Here is an 18003-nt window from a genome sequence, read left to right as displayed (position 1 = left end):
CGGAGGATCCGGGGGCTCGTGGTGCCGGTGTGCCACAGCATGTCAGCGAGATGCTGCGTCAGGGTGATGGGCAGCGACCTGCCGGCCGCGGGTGGATCCTTCAACTGAGTGCGCTCGACGCGGGACGTCGCGAGCTGGCGATCTCTGGTCGATCTCACCGCCATCGGAACCGAGGTCGGTGCAGCAGCTGGAGGATCACCACAAGAGCAGACGTCTCCTCCTTTCAATCTTGCACTCTCAGCTGGAGGAACCAGGACCGGGCCGTAACGCTTCGTCGGCATGACGAAGCGCCGCTCACCAATGGTGAGCGGCGCTTCGACGGCCCGGCGCGGCTGGCCGACAGCGGCCACACCGTTACCGCAGGCGGTCGTCGCTGCCGACGAGACTCAGTCGAGGAGGTCAGGGTCGAGGAGGCTCGGCTCAGACTCGGACGCGTCGCGCTTCATGACGATCAGCTCGATGACCCAAGGCGCGTGTCGGAACGCCGTCGCCGGTCGCTGGTCGTACCAGCCGGGCTTGTAGTTCGACTCGCGGGAGCCGGTCGAGTTGTCCGCAGCGTGCGACGGGGTCGCGTCGAGCTGGACGCGCTGGCTGACACTCGGCAGGTAGCTCCACTGACTCGGCGTAGACGCGTTCGAGGCCCAGTGGTCAACGCTCTGCTGGTCGGCGTTCTGCTGCTCGATGAGGTTCCGCGTGGAGCGCCGCTGGGCACCCTCGAGGTGGTCGTACTTGCGGGTGGGCGGGAGCATCGCGGCGGGGACACGGTGCGCGTACCCGAAGCAGTTCGGGTCGTTCGGCGCGGGCGTCGGGGCCGGCTGCAGCGCATCTCCGTCCAGGTTGGTCTCCCCCACGGTGCGGGGCGTGGCGACGGGCCATCCGTCGCAGTGCCAGCGCACCAGGACGTTGCTGACCTGGATGTCGGCCTCCAGCACGCGGCTGCGGTGCAGCTCCGTCTTGTCCGACTGCGACGCATCGGTCGGGGTGAACGTGGCGTCCACCGCGTAGGTGTCGACGAACTGGCGGCGCCAGGCACGGATCATCGGGCAGGTGAACTCCTGCCGGCCTCGGCGGCCGGCTCGGCGGAGGGCGATGCGCAGCTGCTGCAGCTCCTCGACGCTGTGGATGTGGTGCGTCGCCTGCGTGCAGGTCGTGATGGGGGTGTTGCTGATGGTGAGGTTGCGGTCCATGGTGGTGTCCTTCAGGTCGGAGCGAGGCGGTTGCTCGCTTGCGCCACCCCTATGCGAGCTCGTGCTTGCGAGCGGGGCGCCGACACTGTTCGCGGACCTGATTTGGGACTCTAAGAGCCGTTTTGCCCCTCGTTCGTGGGCCAGAATGTTGCCTGTTCGGCGTTTTCTGACCCCCGGAGTGGGGAGTCCGGGCTGGGAGTTCGGACTGGGACTCAGGAGTCGCTGAAGCGCGTGGCGGCGACGGGTTTTCCTGCTGGTGGACTCGGCGCCGTTCGAACGGCCCCATGAGTGGCGCGGGCCTCGTAGCGTGCGCAACATGCGTCGCATCGCGAGTCACACCAGGAGTGCCATCACCAGTCCGACCGGGCGTCCCGAGAGGACTGCCGAGACCGGTGACGGGTCTGCTTCGTGAATGGCAGCCCCGACGAGACGGCGCTGACCGCGAAGCAGCGTCAGCAGCTCGCCGCGATTCGTGGCATGGCGCGCATCCCGTTATCGGACCTGCGCGACCAGAGTCCCCCGAACCTCCAGGCCCTCTACGCCGAACTGCAGGACGGCCAGGCGCTGATCCCGGGCCTGAAGATGGGGCTCGGTGCTCTCACCGTCCAGCGTTGGGATCCCGCTTACGCGGCCAAGGGTTGGACGCTGTACGGTGCGGACCTCACGCTCGACATGGGGCACCCGTTCGGGTCGATGTTCTACCGCAACGACACCGACGGCCGTGTGCTGCGCATCGGTGTGAAGTGGCACCCGCCGGTGCAGCAACTCGAGTTCCCTGCCCTGCACCCATCGAAGCCGGAGCTCACGTCTGACTGCACGGCTGAGGAGGTCGCCGCGGTCGTGTTGGACGCGCGGAGTCGGATCGGGACTCTTGTCGCGATCAACGCGCAAATCGGGTCGTTCGTAGCCACCGAAGAGTCAGAGAACGCCATCCTCGACGCATCAGGGCTCGGGCTCGAGCGGCTCTCCGAAGACGACCCACGGTTGGCTGGCGATGCCTGAGCGTGGGGCGGCGCTGCGATTCGAGCCGGTGCCGTTGCGGCTGCTGTCGTTGTCGGCGCAGTTCGACGCCGGGATCTGGCCGACGTTGGCCGGAATGACGTTCACGAACTCCACCGGGCCGAAGATCCTGCAGCGGACCGTCAACGTCCGCACCAGCGAAGACGGGTGGGTGTTCACGCTCCTGAACGGAACACCATTGTCGGATCCTGCGGACCCGCTGCGTGAGGCAGCGACTCAAGTGATGGACGCACTGTCGAAGCTTCGTGCGGTGGGGCGTGGTCCTGAAGCGGCTGGTGCGGCTGATGTCTGACCGGCAGCGGGTGCGGACCATCCGGCATGAGCAGTCGATGCTGTCGCTGCCGTTCGGGCTTGGCTACACGATCGACATCACCGAGACCCTCACCGCCCTCGCTGCTGCCGGGCTGACCGCACGCGTGGAGACGTTCGACCGGCTCCGATTCGACGACGGCCGCACGGCGCTTCTCGCCACCCCGGACCCGACCACCACCGTCACCGACGGCGACGGCGGCGAGGGCCGGGTGGATGATGTGATCCTCCTGCCCGGCGGGTCCGAGGGCGGGGTGCTGTCACTGGTGCGCCGATACCCCGACCTGGTGGTCGTGAACGGGAAACGCGGGCGGGTGTGGGCTGACGGGCGGCAGCTGTCCGGCACGTCGATGCAACGGGAAGCGACCCCAGGGTGGCGGACCGTGTTCGCGATCGCCCGCGCCATCGCCATCCACGGCGGGGGTTCTCAGTCAATCGCGGACCGCATCGGCATTCCACTTGATGTTGTGCGTGCCGCGATGCCTGCTCTCGGGACACACGTGTTCTTCACGCCGATCGGGTGGGAAGCAGCCGATCGCGCCGCCCTGTGCGATTGGGCGCTGGCGGCCTACCCCGGTGTCGGTGGAATCCGGACCTGCTGGCGCCGCGACACCACCATCGACGAGCAGGCGGACCAGCTGATTGCGTTGGGTGGGGTGATGTCGGACCGGTGGGCGGCGCAGCAGTCCGGCGTACTCGTCCCGCCAGACCGATTGACCGCGTTCTTCGCCGAGCATCCCGACATGCAGGCGCTCGGCTACGAGCCCGCCACTATGAATGAGGCGACAGTGTCGGTCGTCATCCCGCAGGACACCACCGTCCTGACCGGCGCTGAGGGGTGCTGCGCGGACGACTTCATCACCGCGCACGTTCTCTACGAAGACAGCTGGGTGGCCGCGAACACGGATGCGGTGAACGGGCTGCGGCAGCTGCTGCACTTCAAGTCGGACCTTGCCCATGACCTTCGCTGGCACCCCGGCAGCGGTGAGGGCAGGGAGGGCTGATGCTGCAACTGCTGTCACTGACGTTGGCGTACGACGACACCCGATTCTTCGGCTCCGTCATGTTCACCGACCCCACCCACCCGGACGACAATCCCGCCGCGGTCCTGGTGGACCACACGGATGAACCGCCCTGGTTCCGGCTCACCAACGTGGACCCGGACGGGCAGGATCGTTCGGTCCCGGCGATGGTCGAGGCGGAACGCATCATGCGGTTCCTCCTCCGCTACACGCCCGAACGCATCGGCCGCACTCCCGCCGACTTCCCCCAGCCCTGATCCGCTCTGCTCACGCCCGTCCCTTTGGAGGTAGTTGCTGATGATGCATCTGGTGTCCCTGCATCTCTCGAACGACCGGATCCTCTCGGGGCATGTCCTCCTCGAGGACACCGAGAACCCGGACGCACACCTGGCGCAGATCCTTGTCCGCGCCGTGGATGTCGAGCCGGGGTATGAGCTCTACGACAGGACCAACACGGTCCTGTCGGACCTGACGGTGCCGGCGGTGCGGGAAGCGAACCGTATCGTGCAGACCCTCCTCATCCCCGCCTCCGAGATCGCGAAGCGGGAGAAAGCCGTTCGGGCGGTGATCCACTCCGGCTACTTGGAAGGGTCCCCCGACGACATGCCCTGGCAGTCGCAGCTGTGGATGTACGCCCGCGGTGAAGTCACCCGCGAGCAGCTCAGCGCCTACGCCGACGAAGGCAGACAGATCCCCCGTGCCCCCGACCACGGTGCTGTTGGTCCGGCGGACGTTCCCGAGGACTGGTGGCAGACCACACAGGCCCGAATCCGCCGGAACCTCCTGAACACGACCCTCACCGAACCCGAAGTCGCTGCGGCCCTGCAGGTCAGCATTGACGAGGTCGGGGAGCTGTTCGAGTCGTGCCGGCTGACGAGCTTCGACCTCGATGGCGAAGAACGCATCCCGGACTGGCAACTCGTGAAGCCCGCCCTCCCCGAGTTCGGCGACCCGTCCTCGCTGCTGCCAGGCCTTGACGTCCTCTACGCGGCAGCCCCGCAGCCGCTCCTCGACGCGGCAGCAATGACGGAGTTCATCACCACACCCTTGGACTTCCTCGCCGTCGACGACCGGATCCTGACCCCGCTCGACTGGATGCGGGAAGGCCGACCGCTGACGACGATCATCGCCCTGTTCCGCGGACGACGGTGGCGACCTTGACCAACCGGCCGGACCTGTTCCTCCTCAACGTCTCCTACGACGTCACCGGGGTGCACGGGCACGTGTTCTTCCGCGACCCGCCTAGCAGCGAGCTGCGGCAGGTCATCATCCGCAGCACCGACACCGGCAACATCTGCGAACCAGTACACGGGGACACCCGCGACGGGTGGGAACCGTTCCTCGAAGAAACCCGCTGGCTGATCGCCATCACCCGGCCCGACACCCCGGGAGAACAAAGCTGATGGGACTGAGGCTCGAATGGGTCGCCGCCGCATACGCCGGCCGGCCGCGGATCACGATGCCGTATGGGCTCGGTGACACCACCGACCTCACCGACACCCTCACCGTCCTGAAACTCGCTGGGCTTCGCGCGGTCGTGGAGACGCACGACACAATCCGCCTCCCCGACGGCCGCCGAGCACGCTTCCCGACCCTCACCCAACGCCCCCGCAACGACGACCCGACTGATGCGGAACTGCTCCTGCTGGCCCCGCGGACCGTGACTGCGACGCAGATCGCGCTCGCGGAGCAGACGGCGACGGTGCTGCTGGTCGACGTCGACCGGCGCCGCGTCTGGATCGACGGCAGACAAGCCCTCGGGACGAAGGAACGATGGAAGGACGCCGCCCCCATCTACGTCACCTTCGCCGTCGCACGGCTGCTCGCCGTCAACGGCTCCACCTTCGACAAGCTCGTGCAGGCCGGACTCACTGCCGGACAGGTAGATGACGCGCTCGCACGCCTCGGGAAGCGCGTGCACCGCACGGACATCGGGTGGGAGTCACGGCAGGTCGGTGGCCTCGTGGACTTCGCTATCGCCTGCTATCCAGGACCGGGCGGCGTCAGGACACGATGGACGTCCGACCTGCCGCTGGCCGAGCAGGCGGAACGGCTCATAGGTGCGGGCTGTCGCATCTCCGGGCGCGCCATCTCCGCCCGGCCCGGCTACCCCGCCATCAGTAGACGGGAGATGCCGTACCGGCTCGTCGCGTTCACCGAGGAAGAAGTTGACATGGCCGCGCTCGGGTTCGAACCCGACACGATCGGCTTCGCCGGCACCGAACTCATCCGGCCAGCGGACCCCGCGATCTTCCTCACCGCGGCCGCCGCCGGCTACACGGACCGCACCGACGACATCATCACCGCGAACACGATTCTCCGCGCCGACTACCGCAACGCCGACGACACAGCGTCCCTCGAGGAGGTGCGGAACCGGCTGCAGTTCCTCGCCGACATCGGCTACGACCTCCGCCACAACCTGCCCAACTGACGAGGACGCAGGGGAGTGCTCCTCGGTCAGCAACCGAGCACCGTCTCACTTCTGCGCGCCCGCAGACAAGTCCGACACGCGACTTTGAGTGGATCCGACACGCCGAGACGAAGATTCCACACTTGTGGATCGAGCGCGTCCACGGGTGTGGGGAAGTGTCGGTGGTCGGCCGTGGATGCTTGATGTTCCGGGATTACCCGAACTGTTCAGACTGTGGAAGACGTTGTGGAGAACTACACGGCTGTAACACTTCCATCAGACACAAGTGCGGCAGGGCAGTGGTCCGTCGTAGGATCGAGTTGAGGCCGAACACAGTTTCGAGCCTCGTAACGCAAGAACCTCCAGTCGATTCCGACTGGAGGCGCCAGCGGGACTGCATTCCGGATCTAGCTTGCCGGCACGGATCGGAAATCAGCCCTTACCACGAAAGTCAGGAACATGTCAACTCCCGCCCCTCATGGCTATCAGTTTAGGCCCCAACTGCCCACTTTGGCCAACATCCGTGCGCGCCTTGGGCGTGTCGAGTTGCGGATCTTGAAGCCCTCGCGATCCGTGATCACTGTGTCGCCTGACCTGCGAGCGATCATCGACTTGATGAAGTTCGCGGTTGCAGCCTACGTGGCTATCCGCTACAGCGTCGGGCTGTAACTGTCAAGTACCGAACGGTCTCGACTCCTCAGAGTCGAGGCCGTTCGGTGTCTACAGAGACGTGGCCGCGAACCACACGACATCAAGGACATCCACATGGACATCATCGGCGAGATCGCCAGCAGCGCCCGACCGCGGTAGGTCACCGTGGGCCACTTGTCAGCCGCCCGTCTGAAGGTTCACGCTCTGCGGGCCAATCGTCTACCCGCGGAGTGCGCTCCGATGCAGCAGCGCCGACTGGCGCATCTGCGGTCTGGCCATCACACGCTCCCCCGAGCCGACTCCCGCAGCGGCGACGACGCGGCCTCGCTCGAAGAAGTACGGAACTGGCTGCTGTTCGCCGCCGACACCAGCTACGACCTCCGCTACAACCTGCCCAGCTGACGAAGACCAATCGATTAGGTGGAAGTCACATCACCTTGCCATGGTGCTTCCCCGAACTGCGCCACACCCAGGCGGCGAGCTTGGTCTCGCCGCGACCGGCTTCCACCCAGACGGCGTCCCGAGTCAGGCGGTACGCATGGGCGTCACTTCGACGAATCAGGCGGTCGGGCAACTGGAACCACGCATGCACCGGCAACGACTTCGGCAGTTCGCGCATCTCCGTGCCACGGGCATCCTCCTTGAGCGAGAACGGCGAGCCGGGCAACCAACGATCCGAACGGAGACGACCCATGACCGCGACAGTAGGAGGCCGCACCTACGTTCGCATCCCGGGCCCTCATCGAGAACATCCCCGGGACCAGTCATGTGAGCAGCTTCGCTTTGTGTCGTCCTTCTGCCTTCGCTTTGTGTCGTGACCGCGTCCCGGTAGCTGGTGAATCAGCGGACAGTTCCGGCGGATGGTGCTGGCTGCGTCGAGTTCTTCCAACTCACCGTGAAGGCAATGGCAATGGCAATGAGGAGGACCGCGCTGACGAGTCCGGTGCCCGCGTCGAGGCCGCCTCGAGAGTGTGGGACGGCGATGTAGTCGGCGAAGGATGCGCCGATCGGTCGGGTGAGGACGTACGCGGTCCAGAACGCTGTGACAGGGCCGAGGACCGCTGTTGCCCGTGCGAGGACGACGACGATCATCGCGGCAACGAACACGAGGCCGCCGCTGAGGTAGCCGAGGTGGAAGGTGCTGGCGGCGAGGTCTCCGGCGGCGGTCCCCATTGCGAACGTGGTGATCACGGCGGCCCAGTAGAACAGTTGCCGGGGGATGCTGGTGATGGTGTGCACGTCGACCGTTCCCTCGACGCGACGCCACAAGACAAAGACGGCGACGAGCCCGGCGAGGAACACGGGCGTCGACACCGCGTAGGGGACGCCGAGCGCGACGTGGGTGACGTCGGCGACCATCGTGCCAAAGACTCCCACCATGGAAACGGTGCCCCAGTACAACCAGGGCCGGTATCGGTCCGCCCGCAGCTGGACGATGAGGATCACCGCGAAGAGGACCGCGGTGATCAGCACGGTCGGGACGGGGGCGAAGCGTGTGACGAGGAAGTCGGAGAGTGCTTCACCCATCCCGGTGGTGAGGACCTTGATCAGCCAGAACGATGCGGTGGGTTTCGGCACCCGGTTCAGCTCGCCTCGCGTGGTGTTCACTGCTCGCGAGCCGTCCGCTCAGCGGATGCGGGCGCGGATGCGGACGTGTCTCGGTTCTTCCGAGCGACGTGGCGGCGGAGTGCGCCGATGACGATCGGGAGGATCGAGACCAGGATGATGACGAACATCAGCGCGTCGATGTTGTGAGCGATGAGCGGGATGCCGCCGAGGAGCACACCGACAACGGTCAGGCCGCAGGCCCAGGAGATCGCGCCGATGAGGTTGAAGAGCAGGAACCGGCGGTAGTGCATCTGCGCGGTGCCGGCGGCGAGGGGGACGTAGGTGCGGACGATCGGGACGAACCGGCCGAGGACCAGGCTGAGGCCGCCCCACTTGGTGAAGAACGCCTCCGCTTCGTCGAGTCGAGCGGTGGTGAGGATGCGGGCGTCTTCCTTGAACAGGCGTCGCCCGAAGCGCTTCCCGATCCAGTAGCCGACCTGGTCGCCGGCGATCGCGGCGATCGCGGCGACGATGGCGACCTGCCACGGTGTCACACCGAGCGTGCTGCTGATGATCGCTGCGGTGACGAGGAGCGAGTCTCCGGGCAGGAAGGGGAACAGGACCCCGGACTCGATGAAGATCAGCAGCGCGATCCCGGCGAGGACGAACGGGCCGAACGCATGCAGCACGGAGGCTGCGTCGAACGACGCTCACTGCGAGCGGAACGGTGTGGAGCACGAGGTGCCTTTCACGGGACGGGCTGGTGCAGCCGCCGTTCGAGTCGACGGCGGCACCAGCGAACGGGGTCAGACGGTGAGTCGGCTCCGCTGCGCGGGTTCCTCGCGGCGGAGCCGGATCACGAGGAAGCTGATGATCGCGGCGATGACGACGAAGAACACGACGCTCGTGGTGACGGTCCCGATCCCGAGTCCGCCGTCCTTCGTGGACGCGGACAGCAGGTCACCGGTGGACGCGCCCGAGGGGACGGGTGAGGATGTATGCGATCCAGAAGCACAGGACAGGACCGCGACGGCCGATGAACCAGACCGCAGCGGTCAGGGCGATAGCGCCGGCGAAGAGCAGCAGGGACGGGAAGTACCCCAGGCCGGTCTGCTCGGCGATCAGGTCACCGGCAGCGGTACCGAGTGCGAACGTGAACAGGATCGCGAGCCAGTAGAACGCTTCGCGGCGGACCGTGTCGATGCTGTGGATCGACAGGGTGCCCTCGACGCGGTACCAGATCGCGAACACGACCAGCAGGGCGACGCCGAAGACGGTGGTGCTGACGGCCAGGGGGATGCCGAGGCCGTCGGTGAGGTTGTCGGTGACGCAGGTGCCAACGATGCTGATCAGCACCACGGTGATCCAGTACAGCGGCGGCCGGTAGCTGCGGGCACGGAACTGCAGCACCAGGAACACGGCCAGCGCGGCCGCCATGATCAGCGTTGTCAGCGGTAAGCCCAGACCGACGGTGTCGCTGAGGAGGTCAGCCGCGGTCTCGCCGACGGTGGTCGCGAGGACCTTGATGATCCAGAACGACGCGGTCGGATCAGGCACCTTGTTCGAGCGGCTCCGGGTTGGCATCGGCGCTGCGGGCGAGTGGGACATGGCGTTCTCCTCGTCGGGACGGGCCGTGCCGCGGTGTGCGGGACCGGCGATGCTCCGACGGTAGAAAGCGGCGCGCAAGACTCCACCAAGAATCACGCCTGACTGGTGGGGAGATCGGTTTCTTGGCCGTTCCTTGACCAGCGGCGGTGAGGATCCGTGCACCGGTGTTGCCATGAGTGAGGCAGGATCGAGCCAACACGGCGACGCCGGAACGCACCCCCTCGCGTTCCGGCGTCGCTTGTCCGGAAGGGGTCTCATGTCGGCAGGATGGCGGTCAACGGTCGCAGACAAGCTGGCTCGATGGTCGTTCCGGTCGAGTCCTGAGACCGACCCGGACCGGTTGACCTACCGACGGTCGGTGGTCGGGATTGCGCTCCGCGTCGCGGTCGTGTCAGCGGCGCTGGTGATCGCGATCATCGTCCTCGTCGTGACGTACGTGTTGTGGCAGCTGACACCGAACCAGCTCCACGAACGCCCCGGGCCGACCGACATCCACATCTACCTCGACACCATCGACCTGAGCATCGCGGTCATCGGCGTCGGTGGTCTCGCGATCATCCTCGCCGGCATCGCAGCATGGGTCATCGCCCGTCGAGCAGTGCGGCCGATCGCGGAAGCGGCACGGATGCAGCGCACCTTCGTCGCGGACGCCAGCCACGAGCTCCGCACCCCGTTGACGGTGCTCCATGCACGCGTGCAACGTCTGCAACGCATGACCCCGGCGCACGATCGGCGGCGCCCGGTCGTCGACGAGCTGCGTGGCGACACGCAGATCTTGATCAACATCGTCAACGACCTCCTCGAAGCAGCTGCAGGGTCGGGTGGCTCGGACGGCGCCGCTGACCTGAGGGCCGCGATGGAAGCCGTGCACCGCGACATGGACGTCCTCGCAACTGAACGGCAGGTGCACCTCGATGTCGACCCGGTCGACGCGGTGGTGCAGGTGTCGGAGACCCAGCTGCACCGCTGCCTGATTGCCTTGTCCGACAACGCCATCGGCCACACCCGGGCCGGTGGCAGCGTTCACATCACCGCGGTGACTAACGGTGGTCGCGTGACGATCCGCGTCGCGGACGAGGGCCCCGGCGTGGTCGGTATCGAGCCAGCACGGGTCTTCGACCGGTTCGCTCACGGCACCCCCGTCGAAGCGACCACGACAACCAGCACCCGCACGGGGTACGGCATCGGGTTGGCGTTGGTCCGCGACATCGCCGTCAGAGCCGGCGGCGACGCCGTCGTCGTCGTCGAGCACACCGATAGCAGCGGGACGGTCTTCGCACTCCGTCTCCCGATCACAGACGACCGCGCACCGGAACACGATCGGGAGGCCCGCGCATGATGCCGCGACTGCTGCTCGTCGAGGACGACCCCCGACTCGGGCCGCTGGTCGCGGACGAGCTGGCCGAGCAGTGGACCGTCACGCTCTGCGCCGACGGGGAATCCGCGCTCGAGACCGCAGACGCGGAGTACTTCGACGTCATGGTCATCGACCGTCGACTCCCGGGCATCGACAGCACCACGGTGATCGCGACCCTCCGACAGCGACGCATCAGCACCCCCGTGCTGATGCTCACCGCCCTTAGCGAGGTCCACGACCGTGTCTCCGGGCTGGACGCCGGCGCCAACGACTACCTCGTCAAGCCGTTCGACTTCGACGAACTCACCGCCCGGCTCCGCGCGCTCACCCGCGACTACACCGGCACCGGCACCAGCGTCGAGATCGGCGGGTGGGCGTTCTACCCCGAGGACCACAGCATCACCTCCCCCTACGCGGGACGGGTGATGCTCACCGAGAAGGAAACCGCGTTGCTCCGGCTGCTCGCGGGCGAACCATCCCGCGCGTTCACCCGGCAGCATCTGCTGTCCGCGGTGTTCGACAACGGCGAGCAGCTCGGCACGGTCGACACGTACGTCCACTACATCCGCCGGAAGACCGACCGCGACCTCATCACCACCATCCGCGGCGTCGGATACCGGCTCGGCACACCAGTCTGAGGCCACCGCTCAGTCATCGAAGAGGCCCTCGCGCTCAGCTTCCGAGGCCACTGCGAGTACAGCAGCTCCAACCGAACCGACGATCACCAGCAGCACGACGACCACTGCGCACACCAACCACACGCCCACGGGGAACCACCTCCGAGGCCACCCTCGCCGCTGCACACCAAGGAACGACCAAGTCTCAGCCTCAGCCCATGTCAGTGCGCTGACGTGGTGGGCCTGGTCGCGACTGGTGCCAACCACTGCGTCAGGCACACCGCGGTGCACGATCCGGCGGCCATGATCGCGGCGAGCACCACGATCTGGAACCGGCCGGCGTCCAGCGGCGACAACCCGCCGAACACCGCTCCGACAAACGCGCCGGGCAACGTCACCAACCCGGTCGTCTTGGTCTGATCTACCGTCGGCACGAGCGCCGCGCTGACCGCCCGACGCACCAGCCGTTCCGTCGCACGTCGAGGTGACGCTCCAAGCGCGAGCCACCCCTCGACCTCGTCCCACTGATCGGCCACGAGCTCCCGGAACCGCCGGCCGCTGATGGTCGCAATCGTCATCGCGTTTCCGATCACGATCCCACCGATGGCGAGGGCGTACCGAGGGCTGAACTCGACCGCACCCGTGCCGAAGACGACGCTGCCGGTCACCAGGACGCCGCACGCCATGGACACCGCCACCGGAAGTGCCATCGTGGACACGCTGCCGAGTCGACGCGCGGCAGTCACCACAGCGACGGAGAACATCATTAGGAGTGCCGCCCCGATCAGCAGCGGCGATCGGATGATTCCACTCAGCACCAGGCTGATCGCCGCCAGCTGTGCCGCGCCACGCACGATCGCGACGGCCGGCGCCCATGGCACTTCCGCCCGCGCCAGGACCAGCACCGCAGACGCGACCCCAAGGAGCAGCACTACACCGAGCAGCGCGTGCGTCAGCTGATCAGCCACGCGTGCTCCGAACACTCACGTCTGAACTGTAGGCCTCTGGCTCCGCGGCCCTTGCGGCACGACTGACCCCGACCGACCCTCCCACCGGTGTCCGATAGCCGATCCGGCGCGGTGGAAGGGGCGGGAAATCGGCGCGGCGGTGCATTCGATTCGGGTGCATACTGGTGGTGTCTTCGGACCCGGCAGTGGGGCTTGCCGGACCCAACTTCGACACTCGTCGACAACAGTCCCTATCTCAGCTGGTCGCGCTTCTGCGCGCCTGAGGTAGGGAGAAGACATGGGACAAGCAGTACCGACCGGCGCGGTCGTCGTCGGCGTGCGGGCCGGGCAGGTGCGTGACGTTGTGACGGTCGCGGCGCAGATCGCTGAACGCTTCACGGTTCCCCTTGTGTGCGTGACCGTCGACCCAGCGCTCCTGTCAGCCGGGAATCGAGCGGACGGGTCCGAGATCATCGAGCCGATCGATCCGGACTCGGCAGACGCCGGGCCGGCGGATCTTCCCGAAACTGACCGGGCCGTCATCGAGCAGATCGCCGCTGCTCGGTCGGTTCACGCCTCGGTGCTGGCGAAGGTCGGCGATCCCGCACGCGCGCTGGCCGCGGTCGCCGAGGAACGCGACGCGGTGATGATCGTCGTCGGCACCCAAACCGGTCGCCGGCGGATCACGGAGTTCTTCAACGGCTCGGTCGCGGCGCGACTCGCGCATCAGCAGCACCGTCCCGTCCTCGTGGTCCCCGTGAACCCCGTGGGGTTCGATGAACCGCTCCCGTGGGATGCGTCATGACGGGTGCACTGGTGCTCCTTCGGCATGGGGAGAGCACCGCGAACCAGGCCGGGACCTTCACGGGCCTGCTCGACGTGCTCCTCACCGCTCGCGGTGAGGAGCACGTCGAGCAGGCCGGTCGGCTTCTTGCCGTGCACCACGTGATCCCGGACCTGATCCTCACGTCGACGTTGCAGCGCGCCGTCCACACCGCGGACCTCGTCAGCGACGTCCTCGGTCGGGACATCCCGACCACCGCGGTGTGGGAGTTGAACGAGCGGAACTTCGGCGCGCTCACCGGGATGACCAAGGCGGCATCCCTCGCTGCGCTTGGGGACGCCGAGTACCTGCGGCTGCGCCGTTCCCGAGACGGCCGACCAGCACCGATGCCACTCCGGCAATGGCTCACCCTTCGTCGGAGCCCAGCCCTGCGGGGTCTTCCGCGGGCGGCGGTCCGGCGAACGCAATCATTCGCCGACGTCATCACCCGCATCCGCCCAGTGCTGCGCGACCGGCTCCTACCCGCGGTGGCGGCGGGGCGGACGGTGTTGGTCGTCGCGCACGGGAACTCGTTGCGGGCGCTCTGCGCCTGCATCGATGACCTGTCGGATGCGGAGCTGGCGGAGCTGAACCTGCCCACCGGGCAGCCCTTGCTGTACCGGCCGACTGGCGCCGGTTCGTTGCAGCCGCGGGGTGGGGAGTACCTCGACCCTGCAGCACATCACGCCGCGGCTCTCGTCGCGGCAGAAGGCGGAACATGACCACCCGAACGGACACCCCGATACTCGATGATCAGCTCCCATCCGACCCCGACGTCGATGTTTCCGATCCGCGACCGGTCATGCGGCCCGTGCACTTGCGGTGGCGCTACCTTGGCCTCGTCGCGCTCGGCGGTGCCGTCGGCACCGCGCTCCGCGACGTCATCAGCGGCCTCCTCCCCGCAGATGGTGGGGTGAGCTGGTCGATCTTCTGGATCAACATCACCGGCGCACTGCTGCTCGGTGTGCTCCTGGAAGCGCTCGCGCACCGCGGGCCCGACCAGGGCCGCCGTCGCGTCCTGCGGCTCCTCCTCGGCACGGGGGTCCTCGGTGGGTTCACTACCTACAGCACACTCGCCGAGTCCACCGCCGCGCTGTTCCTGGGCGGGCATGGCCTCGCCGGCACCGGGTACGCGCTCCTGACCGTCTTGTCTGGTGCGATCGCGACCGCCTGCGGGCTCGTCGTCGTGTCTTGGTTCCGTCCGCGGGAGGTGCGCGCATGAGCCCGCTCCTGGTCCTCGCCGTCGCGGCCGGTGGTGGGGTCGGCGCTGCCGGACGGTTCCTTCTCGACGGCCTGATCAACACGGGCCGGCAGTTCCGGCTCCCGGTCGGGACGTTGACGATCAACATCACCGGGTCGCTGCTACTCGGGATCATCGTCGGCGCTGCTACACACCTCGGCGCGGTGCCGGTCGCGGTCCTCGGGACCGGGGTGATGGGCGGCTACACCACATTCAGCACCGCCAGCTTCGAGACCGTCCGCCTCGCCCGCGGCGGCCGGATCAACGCCGCCGCCGTCAATGGTCTCGGGATGCTCGTCGTCTCCGTCGCCGCAGCGACCGCCGGCATCCTCCTCGGCGGTCTGCTGTGACCGCCACCCCACATCCTGAAACGGACCTCCCCATGCAGTTCGACGTCACGATCGAGATCCCCCGCGGCAGCGGCAACAAGTACGAAGTCGACCACACCACCGGCCGGATCCGGCTCGACCGGGCCGTGTTCACCAGCATGGTGTTCCCCCAGGACTACGGCTCCATCGACAACACCCTCGGCGAGGACGGCGACCCCCTCGACGCGCTCGTGCTCCTACCCCGCCCCACGTTCCCCGGCGTCGTGATCGACGTCCGCCCGGTTGGGATGCTCCGCATGGTCGACGAGAACGGCGGCGACGACAAGATCCTCGCCGTCCCCGCCGGCGACGACCGGTTCGAAGACCTGCAGGACATCAGCGACGTCCCGGAGCACACCCTCATCGAGATCGAGCACTTCTTCTCCCACTACAAGGAGATCGAACACGGCAAGCACGTCACCACCAACGGGTGGGCCAACCGTCCTGCTGCCGAAGCCGTTATCCGCACCGCACAGGAAGCCCACACCCGACACCCGTGATCCACGGGCCCCTTGACCGCCGCGGGGAGGCACTGGCGCTGAGTGATCGCCAGCAGGTCGTCCCCTCCGCCTCCCCGCGGCTTTCCCTTCCATCCGCACGACCACGACGCATGACCCGACCAGAAGGAGCGTCACCATGAACGACTACATCAGCGGCATCCACCACCACGGAGCCCACCAGGGCGAGTACGTCACCCACCACGACCACCCCGTCACCATCGACGCCGTCCACAGCACCCGCATCCTCGACTCCCGCGGCTACCCGACCGTCCGCGTCCTGCTCGAACTCGACGACGGCCGCACCGTCACCGGCGACGCCCCCGCGGGCGCATCCACCGGTGCCCACGAAGCCATCGAGCTCCGCGACGGCGGAACAGCGTTCGGCGGCCGCGACATCACCCAGGCGCTCCACCTGATCAACACCGACATTGCGGGCCTCCTCACAGGGCGATCGTGGTCCGCAATCGGACAGGTCGACGCCGCCCTCGCCGAACTCGACGGCACCACCGGGCACCGCCGGCTCGGCGCGAACAGCGTCGTCGCAACCTCCATCGCCGCATCCCGGGCGCTCGCACACGCCGCGGGCCTCCCGCTCTGGCAGTGGATCGCCGAGATCACCGGCTCGACGCCGCGGATGCCGGTCCCGCACTTCAACGTTCTCAACGGCGGCGCGCACGCAGCGAACAAGCTCGACTTCCAGGAGTTCATGATCGCCCCCGTCAACGCCTCATCGATGGCCGACGCTGTCCGCATCGGCGCGGACGTGTACCACGCCCTCGCGGGCCTGGTGCGGGACCGGTTCGGTAGCCTCGGCCTCGGCGACGAGGGCGGCTTCGCACCATCGATCGCTGCACCCGAGGAAGCGCTCGACCTGCTGGTCACCGCGATCCGCGCCGCAGGCTACGAGCCGGGCGTCGACCAGGTGGCGATCGCCCTCGATCCGGCCGCGAACGAGTTCTCCCTCGGAGACGGCTCGTATCGGATGCTCGACGACAGCCTCGACCGGGACGGGTTGGTCGACTACTACCGGCAGCTCATCGACACGTACCCGATCCGCAGCATCGAAGACGGGTGCGCTGAGGACGACTATGACGGGTTCCGCCGCATGCAGGCGGCGCTCGGTGACCGGATCCAGAACGTCGGCGACGACCTCTACGTCACCGACCCCCAACGCATCCGCGACGGCGGCGAGCAACACCTGACGAACGCGGCACTGATCAAGCCGAACCAGATCGGCACCGTCTCCCAGACCCTCGGCGCGATCGCCACCGCCACCAGCATCGGGATGGCCAGCATGGTGTCGCACCGTTCCGGGGAGACCACGGACACGTTCATCGCCGACCTCGTCGTCGGGACCGGCACTGGGCAGATCAAGTCCGGCGCACCCGCCCGCGGCGAACGGGTCGCGAAGTACAACCGGCTCACCGAGATCGCCGAGCAGCACCCGGATCTGCCCTACGGACTGATCTGACCACCGGCACTCGAGCTGCGAGCGGTGTCCAAAAACGCCGTGACAGCAGGCCCGGGGTGGCCCGACCAGATCGCACGCAGCGACCGGATCAGCGGCGGGCCGAGCAGCGGCACTCGGACGAGGGCACCGTCGGCGAGGTCCCTGCCGACGGTGCGGAGACTCATCACCGCCGGAGCGATGCCCGCTCGAGCGTTGGCCCGGATGATGCCCGTCGTCTCCAGTACCGCCGCTGGCGGAACGAGGGTGCGGCCCGCATCGTCGAGCCACGCCTCGACCGTGGCGCGGGTGCCGGACCCTTCCTCACGGAGCAGTAGCGGCGTCTCCGCGAGGTCATCCGCGGTGATGCTCGAAGCCCGCGCCCACGGATGGTGCGGAGCGACGACAACCACGAGTTCGTCCTCGTCGACCACCAGAGAGGAGAGGTCAGGTGGCGCAGCAGGGGTCTCCGTGAATCCGACGTCGGCAGCGCCGGAGCGAACAAGGTCGATCACAGCGGTGGAGTTGCCCGCGATCAATCGGACCGGCGCATCGGGCGCGGCAGCACGGTGGGTGAGCAACCATCCAGGAAGCAAGAGTTCGGCGATCGTCTGCGACGCTGCGACCACGAGGGATCCCGCCGGTTCTCGAAGCGCGACAAGTCCTGCTTCGAGCCGCTGCGACGCCTCCAACACCGGAACGGCCAGACCGAGCACCACCCGGCCGGCGTCGGTCAAAGCTGTCCCGGATGCTCTCCGGTGCGCCAGCGGCTGACCGATCGCCTGCTCCGCGGCACGCAGTCGCGCAGACACCGCCTGCTGTGTCACCCCCAACACTTCGGCCGCGCGGGTCAACGAACCGGTTTCCGCGACGCGGACGAGGACCTCGAGAGTGTCGAGGTCCAGGGTCCGGTCGGTCAGCCGTCGCAGTGCCACAAGCAAACATTGTG

At 67.6% G+C, this 18003-nt stretch carries 23 protein-coding genes and 1 pseudogene; 16 read left to right on the top strand and 8 right to left on the bottom strand.

The window, feature by feature from the left end; translation table 11 throughout:
• Positions 1-386: 386 nt before the first annotated feature.
• The gene (locus DEI99_RS03340; protein ID WP_111041200.1) at positions 387-1187 is read right to left on the bottom strand and encodes a hypothetical protein; all 801 of its coding nucleotides are present in this window, start codon (positions 1185-1187) and stop codon (positions 387-389) included.
• A 408-nt stretch (positions 1188-1595) separates the two neighbouring features.
• Here DEI99_RS03340 and DEI99_RS03335 point away from each other — a divergent pair, with 408 nt between their 5' ends.
• The 8 genes from DEI99_RS03335 (at position 1596) to DEI99_RS03300 (ending at position 7001) form a co-directional block, all read left to right on the top strand.
• On the top strand, positions 1596-2189 hold the full coding sequence (locus tag DEI99_RS03335; protein ID WP_079238242.1) for a hypothetical protein: 594 nt from the start codon (positions 1596-1598) through the stop codon (positions 2187-2189).
• A complete protein-coding gene (locus tag DEI99_RS03330; protein WP_058741009.1) occupies positions 2182-2499 on the top strand; it encodes a hypothetical protein in 318 nt (105 codons plus the stop codon). Before DEI99_RS03335 ends, DEI99_RS03330 begins: the two co-directional genes overlap by 8 nt.
• Positions 2465-3520 (top strand): hypothetical protein, encoded by a 1056-nt coding sequence (locus DEI99_RS03325; RefSeq protein WP_146247079.1) that lies wholly within the window; start codon positions 2465-2467, stop codon positions 3518-3520. Before DEI99_RS03330 ends, DEI99_RS03325 begins: the two co-directional genes overlap by 35 nt.
• Complete coding sequence (locus tag DEI99_RS03320; protein WP_071295108.1) at positions 3520-3795, top strand: hypothetical protein; 276 nt, start codon at positions 3520-3522, stop codon at positions 3793-3795. The genes DEI99_RS03325 and DEI99_RS03320 overlap by 1 nt, the downstream gene beginning before the upstream one ends.
• Before the next feature lie 52 nt (positions 3796-3847).
• Positions 3848-4699, top strand: a complete 852-nt coding sequence (locus DEI99_RS03315; protein ID WP_145954457.1) for an antitoxin VbhA family protein — start codon at positions 3848-3850, stop codon at positions 4697-4699.
• Positions 4696-4941 carry a hypothetical protein gene (locus DEI99_RS03310; protein WP_141399070.1) on the top strand — a complete coding sequence of 82 codons (246 nt, stop codon included), beginning with the start codon at positions 4696-4698 and terminating at the stop codon, positions 4939-4941. Before DEI99_RS03315 ends, DEI99_RS03310 begins: the two co-directional genes overlap by 4 nt.
• A complete protein-coding gene (locus DEI99_RS03305) occupies positions 4941-5969 on the top strand; it encodes a hypothetical protein (RefSeq protein WP_079238238.1) in 1029 nt (342 codons plus the stop codon). Before DEI99_RS03310 ends, DEI99_RS03305 begins: the two co-directional genes overlap by 1 nt.
• Before the next feature lie 870 nt (positions 5970-6839).
• Positions 6840-7001, top strand: a complete 162-nt coding sequence (locus DEI99_RS03300; RefSeq protein WP_158521907.1) for a hypothetical protein — start codon at positions 6840-6842, stop codon at positions 6999-7001.
• Positions 7002-7026: 25 nt separating this feature from the next.
• On the opposite strand, the gene DEI99_RS03295 is transcribed toward DEI99_RS03300, so the two are convergent.
• From DEI99_RS03295 to DEI99_RS03280, 5 genes and pseudogenes are all read right to left on the bottom strand, one after another.
• Positions 7027-7293: a hypothetical protein gene (locus tag DEI99_RS03295; RefSeq protein WP_079238237.1), complete on the bottom strand. Its 267-nt coding sequence runs from the start codon at positions 7291-7293 to the stop codon at positions 7027-7029.
• A gap of 146 nt (positions 7294-7439) precedes the next feature.
• Entirely contained in the window at positions 7440-8207 is a 768-nt protein-coding gene (locus tag DEI99_RS03290) for a COG4705 family protein (protein WP_258369293.1), read from the bottom strand.
• Positions 8204-8836, bottom strand: coding sequence for a DedA family protein (locus DEI99_RS03285; protein WP_079238236.1), 633 nt, complete (start codon positions 8834-8836; stop codon positions 8204-8206). Before DEI99_RS03285 ends, DEI99_RS03290 begins: the two co-directional genes overlap by 4 nt.
• A 216-nt stretch (positions 8837-9052) precedes the next feature.
• Positions 9053-9103 (bottom strand): annotated as a pseudogene (locus DEI99_RS17200) (hypothetical protein); the annotation flags it as partial.
• 4 nt (positions 9104-9107) lie between these two features.
• Positions 9108-9755: a COG4705 family protein gene (locus tag DEI99_RS03280; protein ID WP_202818728.1), complete on the bottom strand. Its 648-nt coding sequence runs from the start codon at positions 9753-9755 to the stop codon at positions 9108-9110.
• 133 nt (positions 9756-9888) lie between these two features.
• On the opposite strand from DEI99_RS03280, the gene DEI99_RS03275 reads away from it, so the two are divergent.
• Both DEI99_RS03275 and DEI99_RS03270 read left to right on the top strand, forming a co-directional pair.
• Complete coding sequence (locus DEI99_RS03275) at positions 9889-11094, top strand: sensor histidine kinase (RefSeq protein WP_284180937.1); 1206 nt, start codon at positions 9889-9891, stop codon at positions 11092-11094.
• Entirely contained in the window at positions 11091-11750 is a 660-nt protein-coding gene (locus DEI99_RS03270) for a response regulator transcription factor (protein WP_079238234.1), read from the top strand. The genes DEI99_RS03275 and DEI99_RS03270 overlap by 4 nt, the downstream gene beginning before the upstream one ends.
• Before the next feature lie 200 nt (positions 11751-11950).
• Here the strand turns inward: DEI99_RS03270 and DEI99_RS03265 are convergent, their stop codons facing one another.
• The gene (locus DEI99_RS03265; protein ID WP_502867012.1) at positions 11951-12712 is read right to left on the bottom strand and encodes an ABC transporter permease; all 762 of its coding nucleotides are present in this window, start codon (positions 12710-12712) and stop codon (positions 11951-11953) included.
• A 262-nt stretch (positions 12713-12974) separates the two neighbouring features.
• Here DEI99_RS03265 and DEI99_RS03260 point away from each other — a divergent pair, with 262 nt between their 5' ends.
• The 6 genes from DEI99_RS03260 (at position 12975) to eno (ending at position 17078) form a co-directional block, all read left to right on the top strand.
• A complete protein-coding gene (locus DEI99_RS03260; RefSeq protein ID WP_079238232.1) occupies positions 12975-13481 on the top strand; it encodes a universal stress protein in 507 nt (168 codons plus the stop codon).
• Entirely contained in the window at positions 13478-14221 is a 744-nt protein-coding gene (locus tag DEI99_RS03255) for a 2,3-bisphosphoglycerate-dependent phosphoglycerate mutase (protein WP_111041197.1), read from the top strand. Before DEI99_RS03260 ends, DEI99_RS03255 begins: the two co-directional genes overlap by 4 nt.
• Complete coding sequence (locus tag DEI99_RS03250) at positions 14218-14721, top strand: fluoride efflux transporter FluC (protein ID WP_175349933.1); 504 nt, start codon at positions 14218-14220, stop codon at positions 14719-14721. The genes DEI99_RS03255 and DEI99_RS03250 overlap by 4 nt, the downstream gene beginning before the upstream one ends.
• A complete protein-coding gene (locus DEI99_RS03245; protein WP_079238230.1) occupies positions 14718-15089 on the top strand; it encodes a fluoride efflux transporter FluC in 372 nt (123 codons plus the stop codon). Before DEI99_RS03250 ends, DEI99_RS03245 begins: the two co-directional genes overlap by 4 nt.
• 32 nt (positions 15090-15121) lie before the next feature.
• On the top strand, positions 15122-15607 hold the full coding sequence (locus DEI99_RS03240) for an inorganic diphosphatase (RefSeq protein WP_079238229.1): 486 nt from the start codon (positions 15122-15124) through the stop codon (positions 15605-15607).
• A gap of 136 nt (positions 15608-15743) precedes the next feature.
• Positions 15744-17078 carry a phosphopyruvate hydratase gene (gene eno, locus DEI99_RS03235; protein WP_181434384.1) on the top strand — a complete coding sequence of 445 codons (1335 nt, stop codon included), beginning with the start codon at positions 15744-15746 and terminating at the stop codon, positions 17076-17078.
• Here eno and DEI99_RS03230 read toward each other — a convergent pair.
• Complete coding sequence (locus tag DEI99_RS03230) at positions 17063-17989, bottom strand: LysR family transcriptional regulator (protein WP_079238227.1); 927 nt, start codon at positions 17987-17989, stop codon at positions 17063-17065. The two genes, eno and DEI99_RS03230, sit on opposite strands and share 16 nt — an antisense overlap.
• Positions 17990-18003: the final 14 nt, after the last annotated feature.

Source organism: Curtobacterium sp. MCLR17_036 (assembly GCF_003234445.2).
Taxonomy (GTDB): Bacteria; Actinomycetota; Actinomycetes; order Actinomycetales; family Microbacteriaceae; genus Curtobacterium.
This window is presented reverse-complemented; position numbering and strand designations above follow the sequence as displayed.